Source organism: Rhodococcus shunpengi, from assembly GCF_048381395.1.
Lineage (GTDB): Bacteria > Actinomycetota > Actinomycetes > Mycobacteriales > Mycobacteriaceae > Rhodococcus.
The window spans coordinates 786,734-808,568 of record NZ_JBLWIU010000012.1; the positions used below are offsets into that span (position 1 = coordinate 786,734).

Below are 21,835 nucleotides of genomic sequence, written 5' to 3' on the forward strand. Positions count from 1 at the left end.
GGCGGGAAAGTATCAACTCTTCACACCGCGGCGACCGGCTTCCTGTGGAGTGTGGACGTAGGAGGGGACCGGAGCCGGCCATAGCGTTCTCGTCGAACGCAGACCAAGGAGGGCCAGTGGCGGTAGACGGTCGATCCCCGACGCTCGACACCGAGCGCACCGGCACGTGGACCGGCGCCGACGCGCGGTCGATCGCCGCCGTGGTCCGCAACCGCGAGGTCCCTGCCCGCCGGGTCGTCGAGGACCACCTCGCACTGATCGCCGAGCAGAACACGCGCCTCAACGCGATCGTCACCGTCGCGGCGGAGAGCGCCCTCGCCGAGGCCGACGCTCTCGACCAGCGCCTCGACCGCGGCGAGGTGGCCGGTCCGCTCGCCGGGGTGCCGTTCACCGCCAAGGACCTCATCGCCACCGCAGGCATGCGTACGACGGCCGCCTCGAGGGCGCTGGCCGACAACGTCCCCGTCGTCGACGCACCGGCCGTCGCCGCGATGAAGGCGGCCGGCGCGATCCTCGTCGGCAAGACCAACACACCCGAATTCGGAACCTCCGGGCTCACCGACAACGAGATGTTCGGACCGGCCGTGAACCCGCTCGGCAGCCTCGAGTCGCCGCGCTCACCCGGCGGATCCAGCGGCGGCGAAGCCGCGTCCATCGCGTCGGGCATGAGCGTCCTCGGGCTGGGCACCGACTTCGGCGGGTCCGTGCGCTGGCCCGCGCACTGCACCGGCCTGTGCTCCATCCGCCCCACCGTCGGCCGCGTGTCCGCGGACGGTCAGTACCCGGGGGTGCTCGTCGGCGATCACGTGCGGGCCAATCCCACGACGGTGCACGGCGTGCTGCAGACCGTCGGACCCATGGCGCGGAACCTCGACGACCTCGTCCTCGCCCTGCGTGTGATCTCCGAACCGCACGTCGCGTGGACCGATCCGGCGACCGTCGACGTCGACGCTCTGACGATCACCTGGGCGGACGGGGACGGCACCGTCCCCGTCGTCGACGAGATCGTGGACGTCGTCCGGGAGAGCGCGCGGCGCCTCGGTGCGCATCCGTACTGCGGGTCGGCGCTGGTCGAGGGGAACGAGCTGTTCGGGCGATTGCGGGCCACCCAGACCCACACCGACATCGACGCGCTGGCGAGTCCCGACCGGTTCGGCGCCGTCATCCGCGACCTGCTGTCCACGGCCGGTCGCGCCGAGCACCGGGAGGTGGAAGGCCTCTGGGCGTGGCGCACCGCGCTGATCCATCGTCTGCTCGCCGAGATGGGCGACGTGCTGGTGCTGCCGGTCGCGTCCATCGGGGCGCCGCCGCTCGGCGACGATCGTTTCGCTGTCGGCGACCGGCTGCTCACCTGGCAGGAGGCGCTGGCGAGCTGCCGCACGATCAGCGTCACCGGCTTCCCGTCCGTCGTCGTCCCTGTCGGGCGGACGAGCGACGGCATGCCCATCGGCGTGCAGATCGTCGCGCGCCCCTTCCACGACCACGTCGCGCTGGCCGTCGCCGCGCGTCTGTGACACACCGGTAAGGAGGCCGCTGTGCGGGACATTCTCGACGAGCTGTCGCGATGGTTCGACGACGGCGAGACCTTCGCGCTCGCGACCGTCGTTCGCACGTGGAAGTCGTCGCCGCGCGAACCCGGCGCCGCGATGGCCGTCTCGCAGTCGGGTGAAGTGGTGGGCAGTGTCTCGGGAGGGTGCATCGAAGGCGCCCTGTACGACATCGCGGGTGACGTGCTCGCCGACGGGCGCGCACGGACCGAGGTCTTCCGCGTCACCGACGACGACGCCTTCGGCGTGGGCCTCACCTGCGGCGGCACCATCGAGGTGTTCGTGCAGCGGGTGGATGCCGCAACCTATCCCGAGTTCACCGAGGTGGCACGGCGGATCGGGGCGGGAGAGCCGGTCGCCGTCGTCACCGACCGCGAGTCCGCCGGCCATCGTGTGGTCACCCTCGACGGGGACGACGGCACCGATCCCGAAGCCGAGGTGCGCCTGCGCCTGTCCTACGGCGATTCGGAGGTCTACGTCGACGAGGTGTGCGGGCAGATCGTGGAGATCTTCGCGCCGCGACCGCGGATGTACGTCTTCGGCGCCATCGACTTCGCGTCCGCCCTGTGCACGCTGGGGAAGTTCGCCGGTTATCGCGTGACGGTGATCGACGCCCGGCCCGTCTTCGCGACGCCCGCCCGGTTCCCCGACGCCGACGAGATCGTGGTGGCGTGGCCGCACATCTTCCTCGAGTCGGCGCCGATCGACCCCACCACGGTCGTCGCGGTCCTCACCCACGACGAGAAGTTCGACATCCCGCTGCTCGAACGCGCCCTCCGCTGCGAGGCCGGATACATCGGGGCGATGGGCAGTCGCTCCACGCACGAGCGCCGCGTCGCCCTGTTGCGCGAGGCCGGTCTGTCGGCCGACGAACTGGGACGACTGCACTCGCCGATCGGACTCGACCTCGGGGCGCGTACCCCGGAGGAGACGGCCGTGTCGATCCTTGCCGAGATCCTCGTGAGCACGCGCGGTGCCACCGGGCGCAGCCTTGCGACACTGCGCGGACCCATCCACCGGGTGCCGGCGGGACGCGCTGCCCGACCTGCGGATTGTCCGCCTGCGATTGACGGTGTTGCGGCAGCCCTCTAATGTCACGTGTCTCCCATGCGGGGGTGAACGACTGGCAGGTGGACGGGTAGTGCTGTGACGGTGCGCAAGGCTGAGAAACCGGGGCCCAGCGCATCCGAACCGGGACGCAGCGCAGCCGATCCGGAGGACAGCGCAGCGGTCGTATTCGAACCGTGCCCGCTCGCAGACGTCGTCTCCTCGGGTCTCCTCGTCGCACCGACGGTGCTTGCCGGTGACGTCTCCACGGCGCGACCTGTCACCGGGGTCGCGGTGATGATGCTCCCCGAGATCGGTCCCTGGCTGCGTCCGGGGCTGCTGCTCGTCACCTCCACCACCGTGCTCGCGCGACTCGCCGTGCCGGTCGCCGACTTCCTGGCACGGCTGGACCGGAGCGAGGTCTCGGCACTCGTGGTCCGGCTCGACGCCGGACATCCCCTGCCCCAGGGCCTCACGGACGACGTTCCCCTCCCGGTGCTGACGACGCCGGAGGAGGTCGTCGCGGATCATCGGCTCGCGCGGGCTCTCCGCGACATGGCCGTCGCTCAGGTGGAAGCGGTCTTCGAGGCGGATCACCTCCGTCGCGGCCTCCTCGAGATCGTCATGGCGGGCGGTGGGCACAGGGCGCTCGCCGAAGGCATCTCGCGCCGGCTCGGCGGGGCGGTCCTCATCACCACCCCGGACGGACGCCAGACCTACCGGGCCGGGAGGGAATCCGACTTCGCGTGGCTGTCCTCGACGGCGGCTGTCGACCCGACTGGCCGGGTGCGCACCGATTCGATCGAGGGCGGTCTCGGTCTGCACCGCTTCGGCGACGAGTACGTGGCGATCGCCGCGATCTCCGCCAACGGTATCGACCACGGTCGGCTCGTATTCTTCTGTCCTGCACGTGATCTCTCCGCCCCGGATCTGTATCTCGTGGAGCAGGCGGCGACGGTGTGTGCGCTCGTCGTCAGTCGTGAGCTCGCGGTGTCCGCGGTCGAGGAGAAGCACCGGGCCAACTTCGTCCGGGACCTGTTGCGCGGCCGCGCCGGTGAACCCGAACAGGTGATCGTGCACGCGCAGATGTTCGGCTGGAATCTCGACCGCCCGGTGGTGGTGGTCGCCGTCGAACCCGATCGCGTGGACGACGATTCCTCGGCGGCACCGGCGCGACTGCCCGTCGTGGAACGGCAGGCCCGCGCGTTCGCGGGTGCGCTGGCCGGGCGCGATTCCGGAGCGTCCGTCACAGCTCTGGCGACCGAGACCGTCGTACTCATGGGTGAGGGCAGCGACACGATGACCCTCGTGCACGAACTCGTCGCCCTGGTGCGCGGAGCCGGCGGGGGAGGGCGTCGGCCGTTCGGTGTGGGGGTTTCGCGTGCGTCGTCGTCCACCGACGACCTGCCGGCGCTCTACGCGCAGGCGCGCACGGCACTCGAAGTGGGACGCAAGATCTCCGGTCCGTGGGCGGTGACCCATTTCGACGATCTGGGTGTGTACCGGTTGCTGAGCCTCGTCGAGGACACCGAGGAACTCGAGTCGTTCGCGCGCGAGACGCTCAAGGAACTGACCGACGGCACGGCCGAGGCGCAGGACATGTGCCGTACCCTCGAGGTGCTCCTCGCCACCAACATCAACATCGCAGAAGCCGCGCGCCAGTTACATTTTCATTACAACACTCTGCGCTATCGTGTGGCGAAACTCGAAAAGATCCTCGGTCCCTTCACTGAACAGCCCGAACTGCGGTTGGACCTTTCGCTCGCGCTCAAGATCATCGCGATGCGCGGAATCGATTCCTGACGATCAACCACCGATCTTGCCAATTTCGGAGGGTCGCTCATGGCAGATTCCTCCCACGCCGGGCCGGAGCTGCTCCGTTAGCGTTTGCGGCTACCGAAGTACACGTGTGATCGGCAACACAGGCGTAACAATCCACGTGAACTCTATCGGCACCCACACTCTGCTGAAAGGTCCGATATGCCCATCTGGACAGTGCACGGAGACGGCAAGAACATAGAACCGGGTCAGGTCGTGGCGCCGATGGAGCGCCTGAGTTGGGGACGCACGATCGGTCTGGGCGGTCAGCACGTGGTGTCGATGTTCGGCGCCACGTTCGTCTTCCCGATCATCATGGGTCTCAACCCGCAACTCGCAGTGATGCTCTCGGGCTTCTGCACCCTCTTCTTCCTCGCCGTCGTGAAGGGCCGGATCCCCAGCTATCTGGGAACCTCCGCGGCGTTCGTCGGCGGCATCGCCGCGATCTACGCCCAGGGCGGCTCGCCGTCGGAGGTCACCGGCGCGATCATGGTCTCCGGACTCGTGCTCGCCGCGATCGGTGTGGTGATCCACTTCCTCGGCGGCTCGCTGGTCTTCAAGATCCTGCCGCCGGTCGTCACCGGCGCGGTGGTCATGCTCATCGGCTTCAACCTGGCGCCGGTCGTGGCCGGCACCTACTGGCCACAGGACCAATGGGTCGCACTGACGGTGATGATCGCGCTGATCGTGGGTAGCGTCGTGCTGCGCGGATTCCTCGGTCGCGTCGCCATCTTCCTGGCACTGCTGTTCGGCTACGCACTGTCCTGGGTTCTCGACCGCATCAGCGGACCGATCACCTCCTACGACGCCGGCGCCGACGCCGTCACCGAACACTTCCGCGTGAACTGGGAAGGCGTTGCGTCCGCTCCGTGGTTCGGTCTGCCGCCGTTCACGGACGAAGCCGCCGGTGTCGTCGGCATCCACGCCCCGTCGTTCAGCCTCACCTTCATCGTGCTCGTCCTGCCCGGTGTCATCGCCCTGATCGCCGAGAACGCCGGACACGTCAAGGCGGTCGCCGAGATCACCAAGACCGACCTCGACCCCATGATGGGACGCGCACTGGCCGGTGACGGTCTCGCCACGGCCCTCGCCACCGGTGTCGGCGGTTCCCCGACGACGACCTACGCGGAGAACATCGGCGTCATGGCCGCGACCCGCGTGTACTCGACGGCGGCCTACGCGGCAGCCGGCGTCATCGCCATGCTCCTCGGCTTCTCCCCGAAGTTCGGTGCGGTCATCTCCGCGACTCCGGGCGGCGTCCTCGGCGGTATCACCGTGGTCCTCTACGGCATCATCGGCCTGCTCGGCGCCAAGATCTGGAAGGAGAACGGCGTCGACTTCGGCGACCCGCGCAACCTCATGCCCGTCGCAGCCGGCCTGATCATCGCGATCGGCGACACCAGCCTCCAGTTCACCGATACGTTCTCGCTGAGCGGCATCGCGCTGGGCACCATCGTCGTGATCGGTCTCTACCACCTCTGCCGGGTCATCGCTCCCGAGGACATCGCACCCGAGGACCCCGATACCCCATCCGAACAGGGAGAACCGGTTCGGACGGAGCCCGATCCCGACGGCGAGAGCGGCGCGGGAAGGGTGAAGGAGTTCGCGTGACCTCTATTACATCTGACATTGTCGACCGGTGAGCTTTGTCACTTCTCCACGAAACGTCGATCGCACTATGCGGGCAGGATCTGTTCAATGAAACCGTCGCCACTCACCTATCACCGACCGCGGTCGATCGATGAAGCCTGCGAGATCCTCGCTGGGGTCGCGCACGAGGGCAAAGTGCTCGCCGGCGGCCAGTCACTGATTCCGCTGCTGTCGATGCGCCTGGCGGCACCGGCTCACCTCGTCGACATCGGATCCATTCCGCGCCTCGATGCGATCTCCGCTTCGCCGGAACTCGGCGTCACCTTCGACGCGCTCACCACCCACGCAGCGCTCGAATCCGATCCGACGGTCGCGCAGGTCCAGCCCCTGCTGGGCCGCGCGCTCCGCCTGGTCGCACACCCGACCATCCGTAATCGCGGAACGACCGTCGGATCGATCGTCCACGCCGATCCGTCCGCGGAGATGCCGGCCGTGCTGTCGCTGCTCGGCGGAACGCTCACCGTCCGCTCGGTGCGCGGAGTCCGGCAGATCCCCGCCTCGGAGCTGTTCGCCGGCCCGCTCGAATCGACCCTCGAAGCCGACGAGATCGCGACCAGCGTGACGGTGCCGGCGGCGCGTCCGGGCACCGGCACCGCCATCGACGAGATCGCACGACGCCACGGCGACTACGCCCTCGTCGGCGTGGTCGCGCAGGTGGAGGTCGAGGACGGCGCGGTGACGTCCGCCCGGATGACCTACGTCTCCGCAGGAGAGCTCGGGCAGGTCGTCGACTACACCGACATCCTGCGCGGCGCCTCGGCGCGCGACGAGCGCGACCCGCTCTGGCAGCAGGTCGCGGAGAAGGCACGCGAGACCGTCGAGACGGAGGCGGACATCCACGCCACCGACCGCTACCGGTCGCAGCTGGTGGCGGCACTGACCGGCCGTGTCGGCTTCGCGGCGGCGCAGGACGCGATCCGTGACGACACACGGGTACCGATGCATACGGGAGGAAGTCGATGACGAGTTCGATCCACAAGGGTGGTCGCGACGCCTCGCGGCGGACCGTCGCCGAACAGGTCGACGAGATGCAGGCGGAGACCGGCGAGCACCACGTCGCCGTGACCTTCACTCTCAACGGCGTGACGCAGACGGTCGTGCTGCCCTCGCGCACGCTGGCATCGGACGCGATCCGTCATCACCTCCGCCAGACCGGCACCCACGTGGGATGCGAGCACGGTGTGTGCGGCGCGTGCACGGTGCTGCTCGACGGCAAGCCGGTGCGGTCGTGCCTCGTGCTCGCCGCGAGCCTCGAGGGCCGCTCGGTGACGACGGTCGAAGGGCTCGTCGAACCGGACGGCACCCTGCATCCCGTACAGGAGGCGTTCGTCGACTGTCACGGTCTGCAATGCGGTTTCTGCACACCGGGATTCGTCACCACGATCGCCGCCTTCCTCGAGGAGAACCCGTCGCCCACCCACGAGGAGGCGACCGAGGCGATCGCGGGCAATCTGTGCCGGTGCACGGGCTATCAGAACATCCGGGCGGCCGTGTTGCGCGCCGCCGAGATCAAACGTGAACGGTCCGGAGGCTCACCGCTCGGCCCCGACAGCGAGGCGGCCCGTGCCTCGCTCGACGCCAAGGTTCGCGGCACCACCGCTCCGGTCGGAGGAAAGGCAGGACGAGCATGACCAGTGTCTCCGATTCGCCCGTCTCCAACTCCACCTCGACGAGCACGACGACCGACCTCGCTCCCGCCGACATCGGCGGTGCCACCGAGTCGGGCAAGTCGTTCGGCAAGCCCATCCCACGCGTCGAGGACAACCGGCTCGTCAGCGGCAACGGTCGCTATCTCGACGACCTCGGGCACGGCGCTCTCGCTGCGGCCTTCGTCCGGTCGCCGCACGCCCACGCTCGCATCCTCGACATCGCCGTCGACGCGGCGCTCGAACTGCCGGGCGTGCACGCCATCTACACCTACGACGATCTCGAGGCCGACTCGCCCGAGATGGCCGAGAACCTCCCGCTGCTCATCCCACACCCCGCGATCACCGCTCCGCGCAACGGATATCCGCTCGCGAAGGACGAGGTGAACCATGTCGGTGAGGCGATCGTGATGGTCGTCGCCGACAACCGGTACATTGCCGAGGACGCCTGCGCGCTGATCGACATCACCTACGAGGCACTTCCGGCCGTGGTCGGTGTCGACACCGCACGCAACGCCGAGCACGTCGTCCACCCGGATGTGCCCGACAACGTCGCGGCGCATCTCCAGCACGGTTTCGGCGACATCGAGGCGGAACTCGCCGCGGCACCGCACACGCTGACCCTCGACCTCGAGATCGAGCGTTCGGCGTCGATGCCGATGGAGGGCAAGGGCGTCTACGCACGCTGGGACGACGACGAGAAGGCGCTGACCTTCTGGACGTCCACCCAGACCTCGACCTCCGCCCGCGCCGCGATCGCAGCGCGACTGGGCATGGCGCACAACAAGGTCCACTGCATCGCCCCCGACGTCGGTGGCGGTTTCGGTGTGAAGATCGTCCACCCGTGGCCCGAGGAGGTCATGGTCACCTGGGCCGCGCGCAAGCTGGGACAGGCCGGGATCTCCAACGAGGTCAAGTGGGTCGAGGACCGGCGCGAACATTTCGTCTCCAGCGCCCACGAGCGCGGGCAGATCCACGAGGTCACCGTCGGGTTCGACGACGACGGCCGGTTGCTGGCCTTCGACTTCTCGATCTGGCACGACAACGGCGCCTACCTGCCGTACGGAATCATCGTGCTGCTCAACACCTCCACCCAGGTACTCGGCCCCTACAAGCCGCGCGCCTTCCGGGTGGACGCCTACTCGCTGTACACCAACACGGTCATCGTCACGCCCTATCGCGGCGCGGGACGGCCCCAGGCGGTGTTCGCGATGGAACGGGCGATGGACGCCATCGCCAAGCATCTCGGCAAGGATGTCCTCGAGGTCCGCGAGACCAACTTCATCCGCCCCGAGGAGATGCCCTACGACTTCCATCTGATCTTCCAGGACGGTCGCCCGCTCATCTACGACAGCGGTGACTACCAGGCCGGGATGGACAAGCTCAGGAAGCTCATCGGCTGGGACGAGTTCGCGGGGTACAAGGAACGCGCCCGCGCCGAGGGCCGACGCGTCGGCATCGGTGTGGGAGCGTACGTCGAGGGCACGGGACCGGGCCCGTACGAGGGCGCACACGTGCTCATCGAGACCTCGGGCAAGGTCAAGGCCGCCACAGGCCTGACGACTCAGGGCCAGGGGCACCAGACCTCCTTCGCACAGATCGTCGCGGACGATCTCGGTGTGCCGGTCTCCGACGTCGAGATCGTCACCGGCGACACCCGTCGATTCGGTTACGCGGTCGGCACGTTCGCCTCGCGCGGTGCCGTGATGTCCGGTTCCGCCTTCCATGTCGCCGCGCAGATGGTGGCGGAGAAGGCGAAGAAGATCGCCGCGGACCACCTCCACGCCGACGTCGCCGATCTCGAACTGTGCGAGGGGCACGTGTGCGTGGTGGGCACCGAACCCGGCGCCGAGGGCACCTCGATCCCGCTCGGTGTCGTGGCCGTGCTGTCGAACCCGCTCCGCTACGCCTTCGACGATGCGTCCCGCCGCGCAACGGGATTCGCGAACGCCGAGACCGACATGTCGGTGCCGCCCGTCCTCGAGGGTGAGCAGCCCGGCCTCGAGGCGACCGGCTACTATTCGCCGCCCACGTCGACGTTCGCATCGGGAATCCACGCGGCGATCGTCGAGACCGATCCCGTCACCGCCGAGATCCGGGTGCTTCGGTACGCGGTGGTGCACGACTGCGGCAACGTCATCAATCCGCGCATCGTCGAGGGCCAGGTGCAGGGCGCGGTCGCGCAGGGCATCGGTGGCGCGCTCTACGAGAAGATCGTCTACGACGAGCACGGGCAGATGCTCAACGCGTCGTACATGGACTTCCTCATGCCTTTCGTGACGGAGATGCCCGATTCCCTCGAGATGGACCACACCGTCACCCCGTCCACGCTCAATCCTCTCGGAATGAAGGGCGCCGGCGAGGCCGGTGTCATCCCGACCTCGGCGGTGATCGCCGCGGCCGTCGAGGACGCGGAAGGCATCCCGATCACCAGCATGCCGATTTCCCCCTCGGAGTTGTTCGAGCTGCGTCTGACCCACGCGGCGTCCCGAAACAAGGAGAACGAATGAGAATCGCCGGTACCGCGCAACTGCAGGCACCCCCCGACGTGGTGTACGACAGCCTGCAGGACGGCCGTGTTCTCGCGGCGACGATCCCGGGCGTGCAGTCGCTCGAGCAGATCAGCGACAACCACTACAAGCTGTCCATCACCGCCGGGGTGGCCTCCATCAAGGGCACCTACGACGGGGAAGTGGTGCTGTCGCAGCAGAATCGTCCCGAATCGTTCGTCATGACGGCGTCGGGCTCCGGTGCTCCGGGAACGGTCAAAGCGGACGTGGCGGTGCGTCTCGAAGAACGTGACGGCGGCACCGTGCTCACCTACGACGCGGACGCGGTCGTCGGCGGCATGGTCGGGGGCGTCGGGCAGCGGATGATCACCGGTGTCGCGAAGAAGATGGCCGGCGTGTTCTTCAACGGCATCGACGGTGTGATCGCCAACGGTCTGCCGGCGGCACCGAGTGCGCCCGAAGCCGCAGCCGTCGCGGGCGTGAACGGAGCCGAGGTGGCCGAGGTCGCCGAGGGTGCGGGCGTGAGAACCACCGCGCTGCCCGTGGCTGCCGCCGCAGCAGCTGCACCGGAACCGGCCGGAACGCCCTCGGCAGCAACGGTTCTGCTGTCGGCAGGAGTGGGCGCCGGTATCGCGCTGGCGGGCGTCGCCCTGGGAGCGATCCTCGCCCGACGCTGACCTTTCGTCGAATCTCCACGGCACCCCCGGGCCATCACGGCCCGGGGGTGCCGTCGTCTGCAGGTGGCAGGTGCCCGAACTCCGAACTCCAGGCGGCGAGTTCGGCGAGATGTGACAAAGAAACACCGCCGCTCAGGGGGTGGAATGTCATCAGACGTCAGGTGGGACACCGGCGAGACGAACCCAGGAGGAAACATGGGATCCAGGAAGATTCGGGTCGGCATCGATACCGGCGGAACATTCACGGACGTGGTCGCGGTGGACGACGAGTCCGGCGCCATCGTCACCACGAAGACCCCGTCGACACCGCAGGATCCGGCCATCGGCTTCCTCGCCGGCATCGAGAAGGTCCTCGCGCAGCTCGGCGAGACCGGCGACGCGATCGACGCCGTCAGCCACGGCACCACCGTCGCGACCAACAAGCTCCTCGAAGGCAAGGTCGGCACCCTCGGATTCATCACCACCGAGGGCTACGAACACGTCCTCGAGATCGCCCGCCAGTCGGTCCCCGACGGCTACGGCAACTCCTACTTCTGGGTCAAGCCCGACCGCATCGTGCCGGCCGACCGCGTCCGCACCATCCGGGGCCGTCTCGCCTACGACGGCAGCGAGATCCGTCCCCTGAACGAGGACGACGTCCGCGCCGCCGCCCGCTTCTTCAAGGACCGCGAGATCCTCACCGTCGGCGTGTGCCTCATGCACTCCTACGCCAACCCCGAGCACGAGCGCCGCGTCCGCGACATCCTCATGGAGGAGTACCCGGAGGCGACCGTGAGCATCTCCAGCGAGGTGCTGCGCGAGTACCGCGAGTACGAGCGGTCCATCACGACCCTCGTCGACGCCGCGGTCAAGCCCAACATCCGCAACTACGTCAGCAACATCGCGAACCGTCTGCGCGAGTTCTCCTCCGCCGAGGGCGAGCAGCGCGACATCCCGTTCTACGTGATGAAGTCCAACGGTGGCGTGCTCTCGGCCAAGGAGGTCGTGCACCAGCCGATCACCACCGTGCTCTCCGGCCCCGCGGCCGGTGCCCTGGGTGCGGCCCTGATCGCCGGTGTCGCGGGTGTCGACCAGGTGCTGACCTGCGACGGTGGTGGTACCTCCACGGACGTCACCGTGGTCGTCGGCGGCGAGCCGGCCCTCACCACAGAAGGTCGCGTGGGTGTCTACCCGTCCAAGATCCCGATGATCGACGTGGTGACCGTCGGCGCCGGTGGCGGCTCCATCGCCTGGATGACCCCCGAGGGCACCCTGCGCGTCGGCCCGCAATCGGCGGGCGCCGATCCCGGGCCCCTGTGCTACGGCAAGGGCGGCAACGAGCCGACCATCACCGACGCCCACGTCCTGCTCGGCCGCATCCCTCCCCACCTGCTCGGCGGTGAGATCCCGCTCGACACCGAACTCGCCCGCAAGGGCGTCGAGGAACTCGCACACCGTCTCGGCCTCGAGTTCGAGGCGTGCGCCACGGGCATCCTCGAGGTGTCGGCCTGGAACCAGGCCAACGCGCTGCGCCAGATCACCGTCAAGCGCGGTCTCGACGTCCGCGACTTCACCCTGGTGACCTTCGGCGGCTCCGGTTCGCTGTTGGCCTGCCGCCTCGTCGACATCCTCGGTCTCAAGGACGTCCTCGTGCCGCTGAACCCGGGCAACGTCTCGGCCTTCGGTCTGCTCACCGTCGACGTCCGCAACGACTACGTGCAGACGCACGTCAGCCGCCACGATCGGCTGGAGATCGACGAGCTGCAGGCCGGACTCGACGCCCTCGCGGCCGAGGCCGAACGTGCCCTCGAGGACGAGGGATTCGGACCCGACCAGCGGCAGTACGCCCGCTCGGCGGACCTGCGCTACTTCGGCCAGGCATTCGAGGTGCGCGTGCCGGTCGGCGACGGCCCCATCACCCAGGAACTGATGGACGAGGCGGCCGAACGCTTCCACCAGACCCACCGCGAGCTCTACGGCTACGACTTCCGCAACGATCCCCACCAGCACGTGGAATGGGTCAACCTCCGCGTCAGCGGCATCGGACCCATCAAGCGACCGGAACTCGCCGAAATCGCACCGGGCACGGGTGCGGACGCCGCTCTCACCGGCACCCGCGAGGCGTACTTCGACGAGTGGGTCACCACCCGCGTGTACGACCGCGCCCGCCTCGGCGCCGGCGACGAACTCGAAGGTCCCGCCGTGATCGAGGAATTCAGCTCGACCATTCCGGTCCACCCCGGATTCCGCGCTCGCATCGACTCTTTCGGCAACATCCGCCTCACCAAGACATCCGACTCGAACGGAGCCACCCGATGACTGCGACTCTCGAACCCGCCGCGGCCACGACGCGCAAGCCCTTCCGGCTGACCGACGCTTCGGGCACCGCTCCCGATCCGGTGCTCGTCGAGATCGTCGCCGGTTACCTCGCCAGCGTCGAGATGGAGGTGGAGACCTCCATCTCCCGGACCTCGCGCTCGCCGATGATCCGCGACGCCCACGACTTCCGCGCCGGCATCCACGACCGCAACCTGCGCAAGCTCACCGGTCGGTCGTACTCGGCGCTCGTGCATCCGGTGGCACGGGACTTTCCGCTCGAGACGATGAAGCCCGGCGACGTCTTCTTCCACAACGACGTCTACCTCTCCGAAGGCGGCATCGGCCACCTCCCCGACCTGTGCGTCACCGTCCCGGTCTTCGCGACCCGCCCCGGCGACACCGAGCCCTCGGTGGTCGCGTTCGTGCAGGCCTTCGGCCACCACGACGACATCGGCGGTTGCTGCCCCGGTTCCATGCCCTCGGGTGCGACCACGGTGTACGAGGAGGGACTGATGGTCCCGCCGATCAAGCTGTGGGACCAGGGTGTTCCTAACGAGGCGGCGCTGCGGATCATGACCCGCAACTCCCGCATGCCCGACTCGCTCGCCGCCGACCTCGACGCCGAGTGCTCGGCGTGCCTCATGGGTGCGCGCCGGTTGTCGGAGCTGTTCGAGCGCTACGGCGTCGAGACCGTCGAGGCCTGCTTCGACGCGATCCTCGACGCGACCACGGAGACGTACCGCCGCGAGATCCTCAGCAAGATTCCGGTGGGCACGTACACCTGGGAGGACTACGCCGAGCACGACGGTGTGGACGAGCCCATGCTGCACGTGCAGCGCATCACGCTCACCAAGACCTCCCCGGAGGACGAGGGCGGTGAGCGTCTGATCCTGGACTTCAACGGCACCGGTCCGCAGGCGAAGGGCCCGATCAACCACTGCGGTGACTACGCCGACGGCAACTTCCTCATCAAGTGGCTGGCGCCGATCCTCCGCAACCTGGCCGACACCCCGGACCGCATGGCGGAGCTGGACGTCAACGAGGGCGTCGTGCCGCTGATCGAGATGAAGTTCCCGGAGCCGGGCACGCTCATCACTCCGATCTTCCCCGCTCCCACCAACGCTCGCACGTTCGTGATCCTGCGTCTGCTCGGTGTGCTCTCCGGTGTGGTCGCCAAGGCGGTCGACGGCAACATGCCCGCCGACCAGGAGACCATCCGCTACACCGGTGTGTACGGTGAGGATTTCGACGGCCACTCGTACCTCATGCGTGAGGTGCTCGGCGGCGGCTCCGGCGGCCGGCACTACGCCGACGGTGAGGACACCATCCACGTGGTGCCCGACTCGCGGAACCTGCCCACCGAGTTCACCGAGAGTCGTTTCCCGTTCATCGTCGAGAAGCTGGGTCTGGCAATCGATTCCGGTGGAGCCGGTCGCTACCGCGGTGGTCTCGGCTACGAGAAGCACATCCGCATGCTCAAGGACGCGAACTTCATGTCCATCGCAGACCGTTCGATCCTCGCGTGCTGGGGCGTCAAGGGTGGCAAGGCCGGCAAGCCGTTCTCGGTCACCCTCGATCCCGGCGGCCCGAACGAGCGCGAGTTCGACGCTCTCACCGATGCCGAGCCGATCAAGGCCGGCGAGGTCGTGCGCATCCGCACCACCGGCGGCGGTGGCTGGGGCGACCCGCTCGATCGTCCGATCGACGAGGTGGTCCGGGACGTGCTGTGGCGCAAGGTGTCCGTCGAGGGCGCCCGCGACGACTACGGCGTGATCCTGAAGGACACCTCGGCCGACGAGCCCGCCGCCGACGTCGAGGCCACCGAGGCACTGCGTGCGCAGATGCGCGCCGAGCGCGGCGAGGAGGAGCCCTTCTTCGACCGCGGTCCCGGTTACGCCCGCCTGTCAGGTGGCGCCGAGTTCGCCGAGTACGACTTCATCGGCAACTGATGTCGACGACGGCCCATCTCTCCCGCGGCACCGATCTCGCAGTGATCGGTGCCGCGGGGAAGACCGGAACGGCTGTCGTCGCGGCGCTGGACACAGCAGACACGACCCCCGTCCGCCGAGTGGTACACACCGCTCGACGGGCGGGGGATCGTGCTGTCGACCTCGAGACGGGTGCCGGGCTCGTCGACGCGCTGTCGGGCTGCCGTGGCGTCTACTTCATCGCCCCGAACATGCACCCCGACGAACCGGCACTGTTCGAGCGGTTCCTCGGGGCGGTGGCCGAGGCCGGGGTGGATCACGTCGTCTACCACTCCGTGGCTTGGCCGTACACGCCGGCGATGCCGCATCACCTCGACAAGGCACGCTGCGAGGACATCCTGCATGCTTCCGGGATGCGGTGGACCGTTCTGCAGCCCTGCGCGTACACGGAGAACTTCGCGTCCGTGCTCGACGGATCGGTCGACGCACTCGACGTCCCCTACGACCCCGACGCGCCGTTCTCGTTCGTCGCTCTGTCGGACGTCGCGGCGGTAGCGGCACGTGTCCTCGTCGAGGGTGCGGACGTCCACCACGGCGCCACCTACGAGCTCGGGGGACCGGACGCGGTGAGTGTGCGTCAGCTGTGTGCGGTCGCCGGGCGGTCGGTGAAGATCGAGCAGGTGTCCGCCCCGGTGTGGATGGGGCGCCACGGCCGCGACCTGCCCGCGGATACCCGGGAGCGTCTGGCGGCGATGTTCGACTTCTACGACGATCACGGCTTCGTCGCAGGGAGTGCCGTCACGGCGGCGCTGCTCGGTCGGGAGCCTGCCCGCGTCGCGGATCTCGTCTCGTCGATGCCGCGCCGGTAACTCGCGGGTGGTGTAGGAAAGGGAACGTGACGGATCGCTCTGCGGACGGCCCCGACGCCGTCGACACCCTGCCCCCGCCCGTGCTCATCGCTGTCGACGAGGCCAGCGGTATCGGGGTACTCACCCTCGACCGTCCGAAGCAGCGCAACCCGCTGTCGGTAGAGACGATGCGCGAGGTCATCGCCGGTCTGACGGCGCTCGCGGCCGACTCGAAGGTGATCGTGGTCCGCGCGGAAGGCCCGGTGTTCTCGGCCGGGCACGACCTGCGGCAGATGATCGGACGCACGCTCGACGAGGAACGCGCGATCTTCGAGACGTGCAACGAGATGATGCGGACGGTGCAGTCGATCCCTCAACCGGTGATCGCATCGGTGCAGGGCACGGCGCTCGCGGCGGGATGCCAGCTCGTCGCGTCGTGCGATCTGGCCGTCGCCGCTGCGGACGCCCGCTTCGGCACTCCGGGTGTGCGAATCGGGTTGTTCTGCTCGACGCCGATGGTCGCGGTCAGCCGCGCGATCGGACGCAAGCGGGCGCTGCAGATGCTGCTGACCGGCGACACCATCGACGCGCAGACCGCCGCCGACTGGGGGCTGGTGAACTACGTCGTCGAACCGGAGACGCTCGAGACCGCGACCACCGAGCTCGCCCTGAAGATCGCCACGTCGTCCCCCGCGACGATGCGGATCGGCAAGGAGGCGTTCTACCGGCAGATCGATCTGCCGCAGGAGACGGCCTATGCCGCGATGGCGGAGACGATGGCGTCGAACGCGATGATCGACGACGCGCAGGAGGGGATGACGGCCTTCCTCGAGAAGCGCGCACCGGTCTGGAAGGGCCGCTGATCCCGAGCGATCGCTAAGTCTGGACTAGTTGATTGGACGTCCTATAAAGTTCGCTGCATGACCCCCGATCCGCGTCAGAGCACCGTCGACGGCATCCTCCACCGCACCGCCGCGCGCTATCCCGTCCGCGTCGCGCTCCGCTTCGGCGACCGGCAGTTCACCTACCGGGAACTCGACGACGCCGTCACCCGCGCCGCCGCGCATCTGCTCTCGTTGGGCCTGTCCCAGGGCGACCGCGTGGCCGCCTACGGCACCAACTCCGACGGTTACGCGATCGGATATCTCGCCGCTGCCCGCGCCGGGCTGGTGCACGTGCCGATCAACTACGCGCTGCGCGGTGAGGAATTGTCGTACCTGCTCGGCCAGTCGGGGGCGAAGGCCGTGCTCGTCGACCCGGCGCTGCGGGACAACCTCGACGCCGTCCTGGCCGACGTACCGGCCGAGACCGTCGTCCCGCTCCGCGACGCCGACGACTCCCTGGTGGCGGTTGCGCAGACCGGCGACGTGCCGACGCTCGACGTCGCGGTGGCCGACACCGACCTCGTCCAGCTCCTCTACACCTCGGGCACGACGTCGAAACCCAAGGGCGCCATGATGACCCACCGGGCGCTCACCTTCGAATACATGTCGTCGATCGAGGCGCTCGACCTGTCGGCCGGTGACGACCCGCTCGTGTGCATGCCGCTCTATCACTCCGCCGCGATGCACGTCTTCCTCATCCCGTACTTCGCGGTCGGCGCGACCGTGCGGCTGCTGCCGGCACCCGACGTCGCCGAGATTCTCCGGCTGGTGGAGGAGGAGCGCATCGGATCGCTGTTCCTCGCCCCGACCGTGTGGGTGCCGCTGACCAACCACCCCGACCTCGACACGCGCGACCTGTCGTCGCTGCGCAAAGCGCAGTACGGGGCGTCGATCATGCCGGTCACCGTCCTCGAGCGACTCCGCGGACGCTACCCCGAGCTCGGCTTCTACAACTGCTTCGGGCAGTCCGAGATCGGTCCGCTCGCCACCGTCCTCCGTCCCGAGGAGCACGACGCGCGTCCCGCCTCGTGTGGCCGGGCGGTACTGTTCGTCGAGACCCGCGTCGTCGACGCCGACGGCAACGACGTCCCCGACGGCGAACCCGGCGAGATCCTGTACCGCTCACCGCAACTGTGCCTCGGCTACTGGGAGAACCCCACCGCGACCGAGGAGGCCTTCCGCGGCGGCTGGTTCCACTCCGGCGACCTCGTCACCCGCGACGCCGAAGGCTTCATCACCGTCGTCGACCGCATCAAGGACGTCATCAACACCGGCGGCATCCTCGTCGCCTCGCGTGAGGTCGAGGACGCGATCTACACGCACCCCGCCGTCGCCGAGGTCGCGGTGATCGGCACTCCGGACGAGAAGTGGATCGAAGCGGTGACCGCGGTGGTCGTCCTCAAGGACGGTCACGAACTCGACGAGCCCACCTTGATCGACCACGTCAAGCAGCACCTCGCGCCGTTCAAGGTGCCCAAGGCCGTTCGCTTCGTCGATGTCCTGCCGCGTAACCAGAGCGGCAAGCTCCTCAAGCGCGAACTGCGCGGATCCTGACCACTCCGAACCGAACACTGCGAAAAGGAATCCGAACCCGATGCCGAAGAAGCACGTCGCCTCCTGGTACGACGACGAGGTCTCTGCCGTCTACGATCTCGCGCGCGAGTTCTTCGATCGCGAGGTCATGGGCAAGGCCGAGAAGTGGGATTCGCAGCGTCGTATCGATCGTGAGGTGTGGCTCGAGGCCGGCAAGCTCGGTCTGCTGTGCTGCTCGATCCCCGAGGAGTACGGCGGGGGCGGTGGCACCTTCGCGCACGACCTCGCGGTGTTCGACGCGCAGGGCTATTCCGGCGATCTCGCGTTCGGCAACTCCGTGCACAGCGGCATCGTCGCGCACTACATCCTCGAGTACGGCAACGAGGAGCAGAAGAAGGCGTGGCTGCCGGGCATGGCCACCGGTGAGATCCTCGGCGCCATCGGCATGACCGAACCCGGCGCGGGCTCGGATCTCAAAGCGATCAAGACCACCGCGGTGCGCGACGGCGACCACTACGTCGTCAACGGCTCGAAGACCTTCATCACCAACGGTTCCTCGGCCGACGTCATCGTCCTCGCCGTCAAGACCGACCCGAAGGCCGGCGCCAAGGGCGTGTCGCTGCTCATCGTGGATCTCCGTGACACCCCGGGCTTCTCGGTGGGACGCGTCCTCGACAAGGTCGGCCAGCACGCCGCCGACACATCCGAACTGTCGTTCGTCGACGTGCGTGTGCCCGTGACGAACCTGCTCGGCGAGACCGAAGGCCTCGGCTTCGGTCAGCTCATGGCGCAGCTCGTGCAGGAGCGACTGATCATCGGTGCGCAGGCCGCCGGCGCGATGGACCGGGCCGTCGAGGAGACCGTTCGCTACACCAAGGCGCGACAGGCCTTCGGGCACAGCCTGTTCGAGTTCCAGAACACGGCTTTCGAACTCGCCGAGTGCCAGACCATCGCCCGCACCTGCCGCATCTTCCTCGACCACTGCATCGAGCAGCACCTGAAGGGCCAACTCGACCCGTCCGACGCTGCGATGGTCAAGTACTGGCTGACCGACAAGCAGTGCGAGGTCATCGACCGATGCGTGCAGCTGCACGGCGGCTACGGCTACATGCGTGAATACCTCATCGCGCGGATGTACGAGGATGCCCGCGTCCAGCGGATCTACGCCGGCGCCAACGAGGTCATGAAGCAGATCATCGCGCGGGCGCTGTAAGCGCTCGGTTCGGAACTACCCGGCGTCCGGTCCAGTCGACACTCGGCTGCACCGGGCGCCGAGTCGTTTCCGAATGCAGGATGTCTCAACCGGCCGTGTTGGTCAGGAACTCTCGGATCGCCGCGGTGAGTTTCTCGGGCTGGTCTTCGGCCAGCAAGGTGTAGCTGTCGTCGATTTCGACGAGTCGCGCGTCGGGGAAGGCCTCGGCGAGGCGTCGTCCGTGATCGCGGGGCATCATGCGGTCCTCGGTGGCCCACACGACCAGCACCGGACCGGAGAACTGCGCCGCCTTCGCAGCGATCTCGAGCAGTTGTTGCTTGGGCGGAGCCGAGGGCGCGTACTTGGCGAGATCGCGCCGGATGTTCCGGTCGACGGTGGCCGGGTGGAACCAGGCATCCATGACAGGTCCGGGTACCGGACGTTTGCTCATCCATCCCCAGGTGCCGGGTCCTCGTCGCCCGAATTTCGTGGCGAGCACCGCCATGAGCAGGCGCACCCCGCCGGGAATCCTGACCAGCGGCAGGAGCAGTTTGACCGGGCCGGGAGGGTAATTGTCGAATGCCTCGCACGCGGCGAGCACCAGTCGCGAGACCCGTTCGGGATTCGACACGGCGAGGAAGGCCTGGGCGCCGCCCCAATCGTTCTGGATCAGCGTGACGTCACGCAGATCGAGGGCCTCGAGGAACTCCCCGATGAGATGGCCCATTCCGACGAGGGTGAGGTCTGCCTCCGGACGCATCGGTATGCGGTGCGAGCCGAGAGGCCAGGTCGGCACGATGCATCGGTAGGTGCCGCGGAGTTGTTCGACGACGTGCCGCCACCCGGTTCCGTCCATCAGTAGACCGTGGATGAACACGAGAACCGGTCCGGTGCCGCCGGTGTCCTCGTACTCGATCGTCCCTGCCGAAAGCTCGATGTCGAACACGCGATCCCCCTTCGCGTCGAGTGGTCGAGATATTTCCACAACTCCGCATCGCTCGCCGACATTTCCCGCATCCGGCAGACGTATTCGTCGAACAGAACTTCTTCAGCCGGGATCGCTTTCGGTGAAATCCGCCCGCAGAAACCGGGGGTGCGTCAAGATCACATGACTTCCGTTATCTGGCGACAGTAAGGACATCCGATGCGACATCGCGCCCGTGCTGCAGTGATCACCACCTTTGTTGTCCCTGCGGCTGTAGTGATCCCAGGAGTAGCAGGAGCAGCGGAGGCCGAGGACGTCCGCTATTCGTTCTCCGTCGACGGAACGAGCGTGACCAACACGATCGTCAACAACACCGGCGAGGAGTTGATCTGCTCGACCTCTCTCGGCAACGCACCGGACGGGGTGCTGCCTCCGGTCTGGGAGGTCGTCGGAGCCGGACAGTCCCTCTACGAGCAGGGGCCGGTAGCGCCGGGAACCAGCACGCAGGTCATTGCGGACGTACCTGCCGGCTCCTACGTCGCGTTGGCATCGTGCGGCAATGCTGATTCCACCGCGATGTGGGCCTCGGACTATCCCGGTATCGAGGAAATCCTCGCGCTGTTCCCGCTCACGTCCTTCGCGGTCGAGCAGGGAGCCACGGTCGTCACAGTTCCCGCTGAGACACCCGACGTACCCGTACAGCAGTCGTCATCCTTCGGCAGCAGCCAACCCGAATAATTTTGTGACAGAGCACTTTTCGAGCACTGCCGGTTGACCACGACTCGACGGTGGGTGCGTTCGGCCCTACCTCACCACGGGCGGCTGGTGGTGAGGTACTTCGCCATCTCCTGGCTCTGCGCGCGGTGCATGCGGCGGTGCTCCGCCCGCTCGTCACCGGACTCGTTGAGCTTGCGTTCCTCGTCGGATTCGGGCAGCACCGGCGGCACTTGCATGGGGCGACCGCCGTCGTCGACCGCGACGAAGGTGAGGAAGGCGGTGGCGGCGATGCGTCGCTCACCGCTGCGCAGATCCTCGGCGGTGACCTTGACGAAGACCTCCATCGAGCTGCGTCCGGTCCAGGTCACGAACGACTCGAGGCACACCGAATCGGACGGGCGGACGGGTTCGAGGAAGGCCACGGAGTCGGTGGATGCCGTCACAACGGAGGCGCGACTGTGACGGGTCGCCGAGATCGACGCGGTCATGTCGATGTCGCTCATCAGCTTCCCACCGAACAACGTGTTGTGGTCGTTGACGTCGTTGGGAAACACCCTGCTGGTCTTGACGACTCGTGATTCTCGGCAAGGTTTGGCCTGCACGCCGAAGGTCCTT

At 67.9% G+C, this 21,835-nt stretch carries 17 protein-coding genes; 15 read left to right on the forward strand and 2 right to left on the reverse strand.

Annotated elements, in window-relative coordinates; translation table 11 throughout:
- The first annotated feature begins 116 nt into the window (after positions 1 to 116).
- From ACNJ7K_RS08960 to ACNJ7K_RS09025, 14 genes are all read left to right on the forward strand, one after another.
- A complete protein-coding gene (locus ACNJ7K_RS08960) occupies positions 117 to 1,514 on the forward strand; it encodes an amidase (protein WP_487041500.1) in 1,398 nt (465 codons plus the stop codon).
- Between the two features lie 21 nt (positions 1,515 to 1,535).
- Positions 1,536 to 2,639, forward strand: a complete 1,104-nt coding sequence (locus tag ACNJ7K_RS08965) for an XdhC family protein (RefSeq protein ID WP_159417330.1) — start codon at positions 1,536 to 1,538, stop codon at positions 2,637 to 2,639.
- A gap of 54 nt (positions 2,640 to 2,693) precedes the next feature.
- Entirely contained in the window at positions 2,694 to 4,397 is a 1,704-nt protein-coding gene (locus ACNJ7K_RS08970) for a helix-turn-helix domain-containing protein (protein WP_120280624.1), read from the forward strand.
- Positions 4,398 to 4,574: 177 nt separating this feature from the next.
- Positions 4,575 to 6,023, forward strand: coding sequence for a uracil-xanthine permease family protein (locus tag ACNJ7K_RS08975; RefSeq protein WP_088898670.1), 1,449 nt, complete (start codon positions 4,575 to 4,577; stop codon positions 6,021 to 6,023).
- Between the two features lie 87 nt (positions 6,024 to 6,110).
- Entirely contained in the window at positions 6,111 to 7,025 is a 915-nt protein-coding gene (locus tag ACNJ7K_RS08980; protein WP_088898671.1) for an FAD binding domain-containing protein, read from the forward strand.
- The gene (locus ACNJ7K_RS08985) at positions 7,022 to 7,693 is read left to right on the forward strand and encodes a (2Fe-2S)-binding protein (protein WP_120280623.1); all 672 of its coding nucleotides are present in this window, start codon (positions 7,022 to 7,024) and stop codon (positions 7,691 to 7,693) included. Before ACNJ7K_RS08980 ends, ACNJ7K_RS08985 begins: the two co-directional genes overlap by 4 nt.
- Positions 7,690 to 10,218, forward strand: coding sequence for an aerobic carbon-monoxide dehydrogenase large subunit (gene cutA, locus ACNJ7K_RS08990; protein WP_268654742.1), 2,529 nt, complete (start codon positions 7,690 to 7,692; stop codon positions 10,216 to 10,218). The genes ACNJ7K_RS08985 and cutA overlap by 4 nt, the downstream gene beginning before the upstream one ends.
- Positions 10,215 to 10,895 (forward strand): SRPBCC family protein, encoded by a 681-nt coding sequence (locus ACNJ7K_RS08995; RefSeq protein ID WP_487041501.1) that lies wholly within the window; start codon positions 10,215 to 10,217, stop codon positions 10,893 to 10,895. The genes cutA and ACNJ7K_RS08995 overlap by 4 nt, the downstream gene beginning before the upstream one ends.
- Before the next feature lie 195 nt (positions 10,896 to 11,090).
- The gene (locus ACNJ7K_RS09000; protein WP_487041502.1) at positions 11,091 to 13,193 is read left to right on the forward strand and encodes a hydantoinase/oxoprolinase family protein; all 2,103 of its coding nucleotides are present in this window, start codon (positions 11,091 to 11,093) and stop codon (positions 13,191 to 13,193) included.
- Entirely contained in the window at positions 13,190 to 15,142 is a 1,953-nt protein-coding gene (locus ACNJ7K_RS09005; protein ID WP_159417337.1) for a hydantoinase B/oxoprolinase family protein, read from the forward strand. Before ACNJ7K_RS09000 ends, ACNJ7K_RS09005 begins: the two co-directional genes overlap by 4 nt.
- Positions 15,142 to 15,990 (forward strand): NmrA family NAD(P)-binding protein, encoded by an 849-nt coding sequence (locus ACNJ7K_RS09010; protein ID WP_159417338.1) that lies wholly within the window; start codon positions 15,142 to 15,144, stop codon positions 15,988 to 15,990. The genes ACNJ7K_RS09005 and ACNJ7K_RS09010 overlap by 1 nt, the downstream gene beginning before the upstream one ends.
- A 26-nt stretch (positions 15,991 to 16,016) precedes the next feature.
- The gene (locus ACNJ7K_RS09015) at positions 16,017 to 16,832 is read left to right on the forward strand and encodes an enoyl-CoA hydratase (RefSeq protein ID WP_159417339.1); all 816 of its coding nucleotides are present in this window, start codon (positions 16,017 to 16,019) and stop codon (positions 16,830 to 16,832) included.
- Between the two features lie 57 nt (positions 16,833 to 16,889).
- The gene (locus tag ACNJ7K_RS09020) at positions 16,890 to 18,407 is read left to right on the forward strand and encodes an acyl-CoA synthetase (protein WP_487041503.1); all 1,518 of its coding nucleotides are present in this window, start codon (positions 16,890 to 16,892) and stop codon (positions 18,405 to 18,407) included.
- A gap of 40 nt (positions 18,408 to 18,447) precedes the next feature.
- Positions 18,448 to 19,599 (forward strand): acyl-CoA dehydrogenase family protein, encoded by a 1,152-nt coding sequence (locus tag ACNJ7K_RS09025; RefSeq protein ID WP_016692486.1) that lies wholly within the window; start codon positions 18,448 to 18,450, stop codon positions 19,597 to 19,599.
- 85 nt (positions 19,600 to 19,684) lie between these two features.
- Here ACNJ7K_RS09025 and ACNJ7K_RS09030 read toward each other — a convergent pair whose 3' ends face one another.
- A complete protein-coding gene (locus ACNJ7K_RS09030) occupies positions 19,685 to 20,524 on the reverse strand; it encodes an alpha/beta fold hydrolase (protein ID WP_120280615.1) in 840 nt (279 codons plus the stop codon).
- A 198-nt stretch (positions 20,525 to 20,722) separates the two neighbouring features.
- Here ACNJ7K_RS09030 and ACNJ7K_RS09035 point away from each other — a divergent pair, with 198 nt between their 5' ends.
- Entirely contained in the window at positions 20,723 to 21,241 is a 519-nt protein-coding gene (locus tag ACNJ7K_RS09035) for a hypothetical protein (RefSeq protein WP_487041504.1), read from the forward strand.
- Between the two features lie 71 nt (positions 21,242 to 21,312).
- Here the strand turns inward: ACNJ7K_RS09035 and ACNJ7K_RS09040 are convergent, their stop codons facing one another.
- On the reverse strand, positions 21,313 to 21,822 hold the full coding sequence (locus ACNJ7K_RS09040; protein WP_026061192.1) for an acyl-CoA thioesterase: 510 nt from the start codon (positions 21,820 to 21,822) through the stop codon (positions 21,313 to 21,315).
- Positions 21,823 to 21,835: the final 13 nt, after the last annotated feature.

Bases quoted from the DNA above. Each gene is read 5' to 3' on its own strand.
- ACNJ7K_RS09020 (WP_487041503.1), top strand. From the start codon at position 16,890: ATGACCCCCGATCCGCGTCAGAGCACCGTCGACGGCATCCTCCACCGC.
- ACNJ7K_RS09025 (WP_016692486.1), top strand. From the start codon at position 18,448: ATGCCGAAGAAGCACGTCGCCTCCTGGTACGACGACGAGGTCTCTGCC.
- ACNJ7K_RS09005 (WP_159417337.1), top strand. From the start codon at position 13,190: ATGACTGCGACTCTCGAACCCGCCGCGGCCACGACGCGCAAGCCCTTC.
- ACNJ7K_RS08995 (WP_487041501.1), top strand. From the start codon at position 10,215: ATGAGAATCGCCGGTACCGCGCAACTGCAGGCACCCCCCGACGTGGTG.
- ACNJ7K_RS09035 (WP_487041504.1), top strand. From the start codon at position 20,723: ATGCGACATCGCGCCCGTGCTGCAGTGATCACCACCTTTGTTGTCCCT.
- ACNJ7K_RS08975 (WP_088898670.1), top strand. From the start codon at position 4,575: ATGCCCATCTGGACAGTGCACGGAGACGGCAAGAACATAGAACCGGGT.
- ACNJ7K_RS08980 (WP_088898671.1), top strand. From the start codon at position 6,111: ATGAAACCGTCGCCACTCACCTATCACCGACCGCGGTCGATCGATGAA.
- cutA (WP_268654742.1), top strand. From the start codon at position 7,690: ATGACCAGTGTCTCCGATTCGCCCGTCTCCAACTCCACCTCGACGAGC.
- ACNJ7K_RS09000 (WP_487041502.1), top strand. From the start codon at position 11,091: ATGGGATCCAGGAAGATTCGGGTCGGCATCGATACCGGCGGAACATTC.
- ACNJ7K_RS09010 (WP_159417338.1), top strand. From the start codon at position 15,142: ATGTCGACGACGGCCCATCTCTCCCGCGGCACCGATCTCGCAGTGATC.
- ACNJ7K_RS08985 (WP_120280623.1), top strand. From the start codon at position 7,022: ATGACGAGTTCGATCCACAAGGGTGGTCGCGACGCCTCGCGGCGGACC.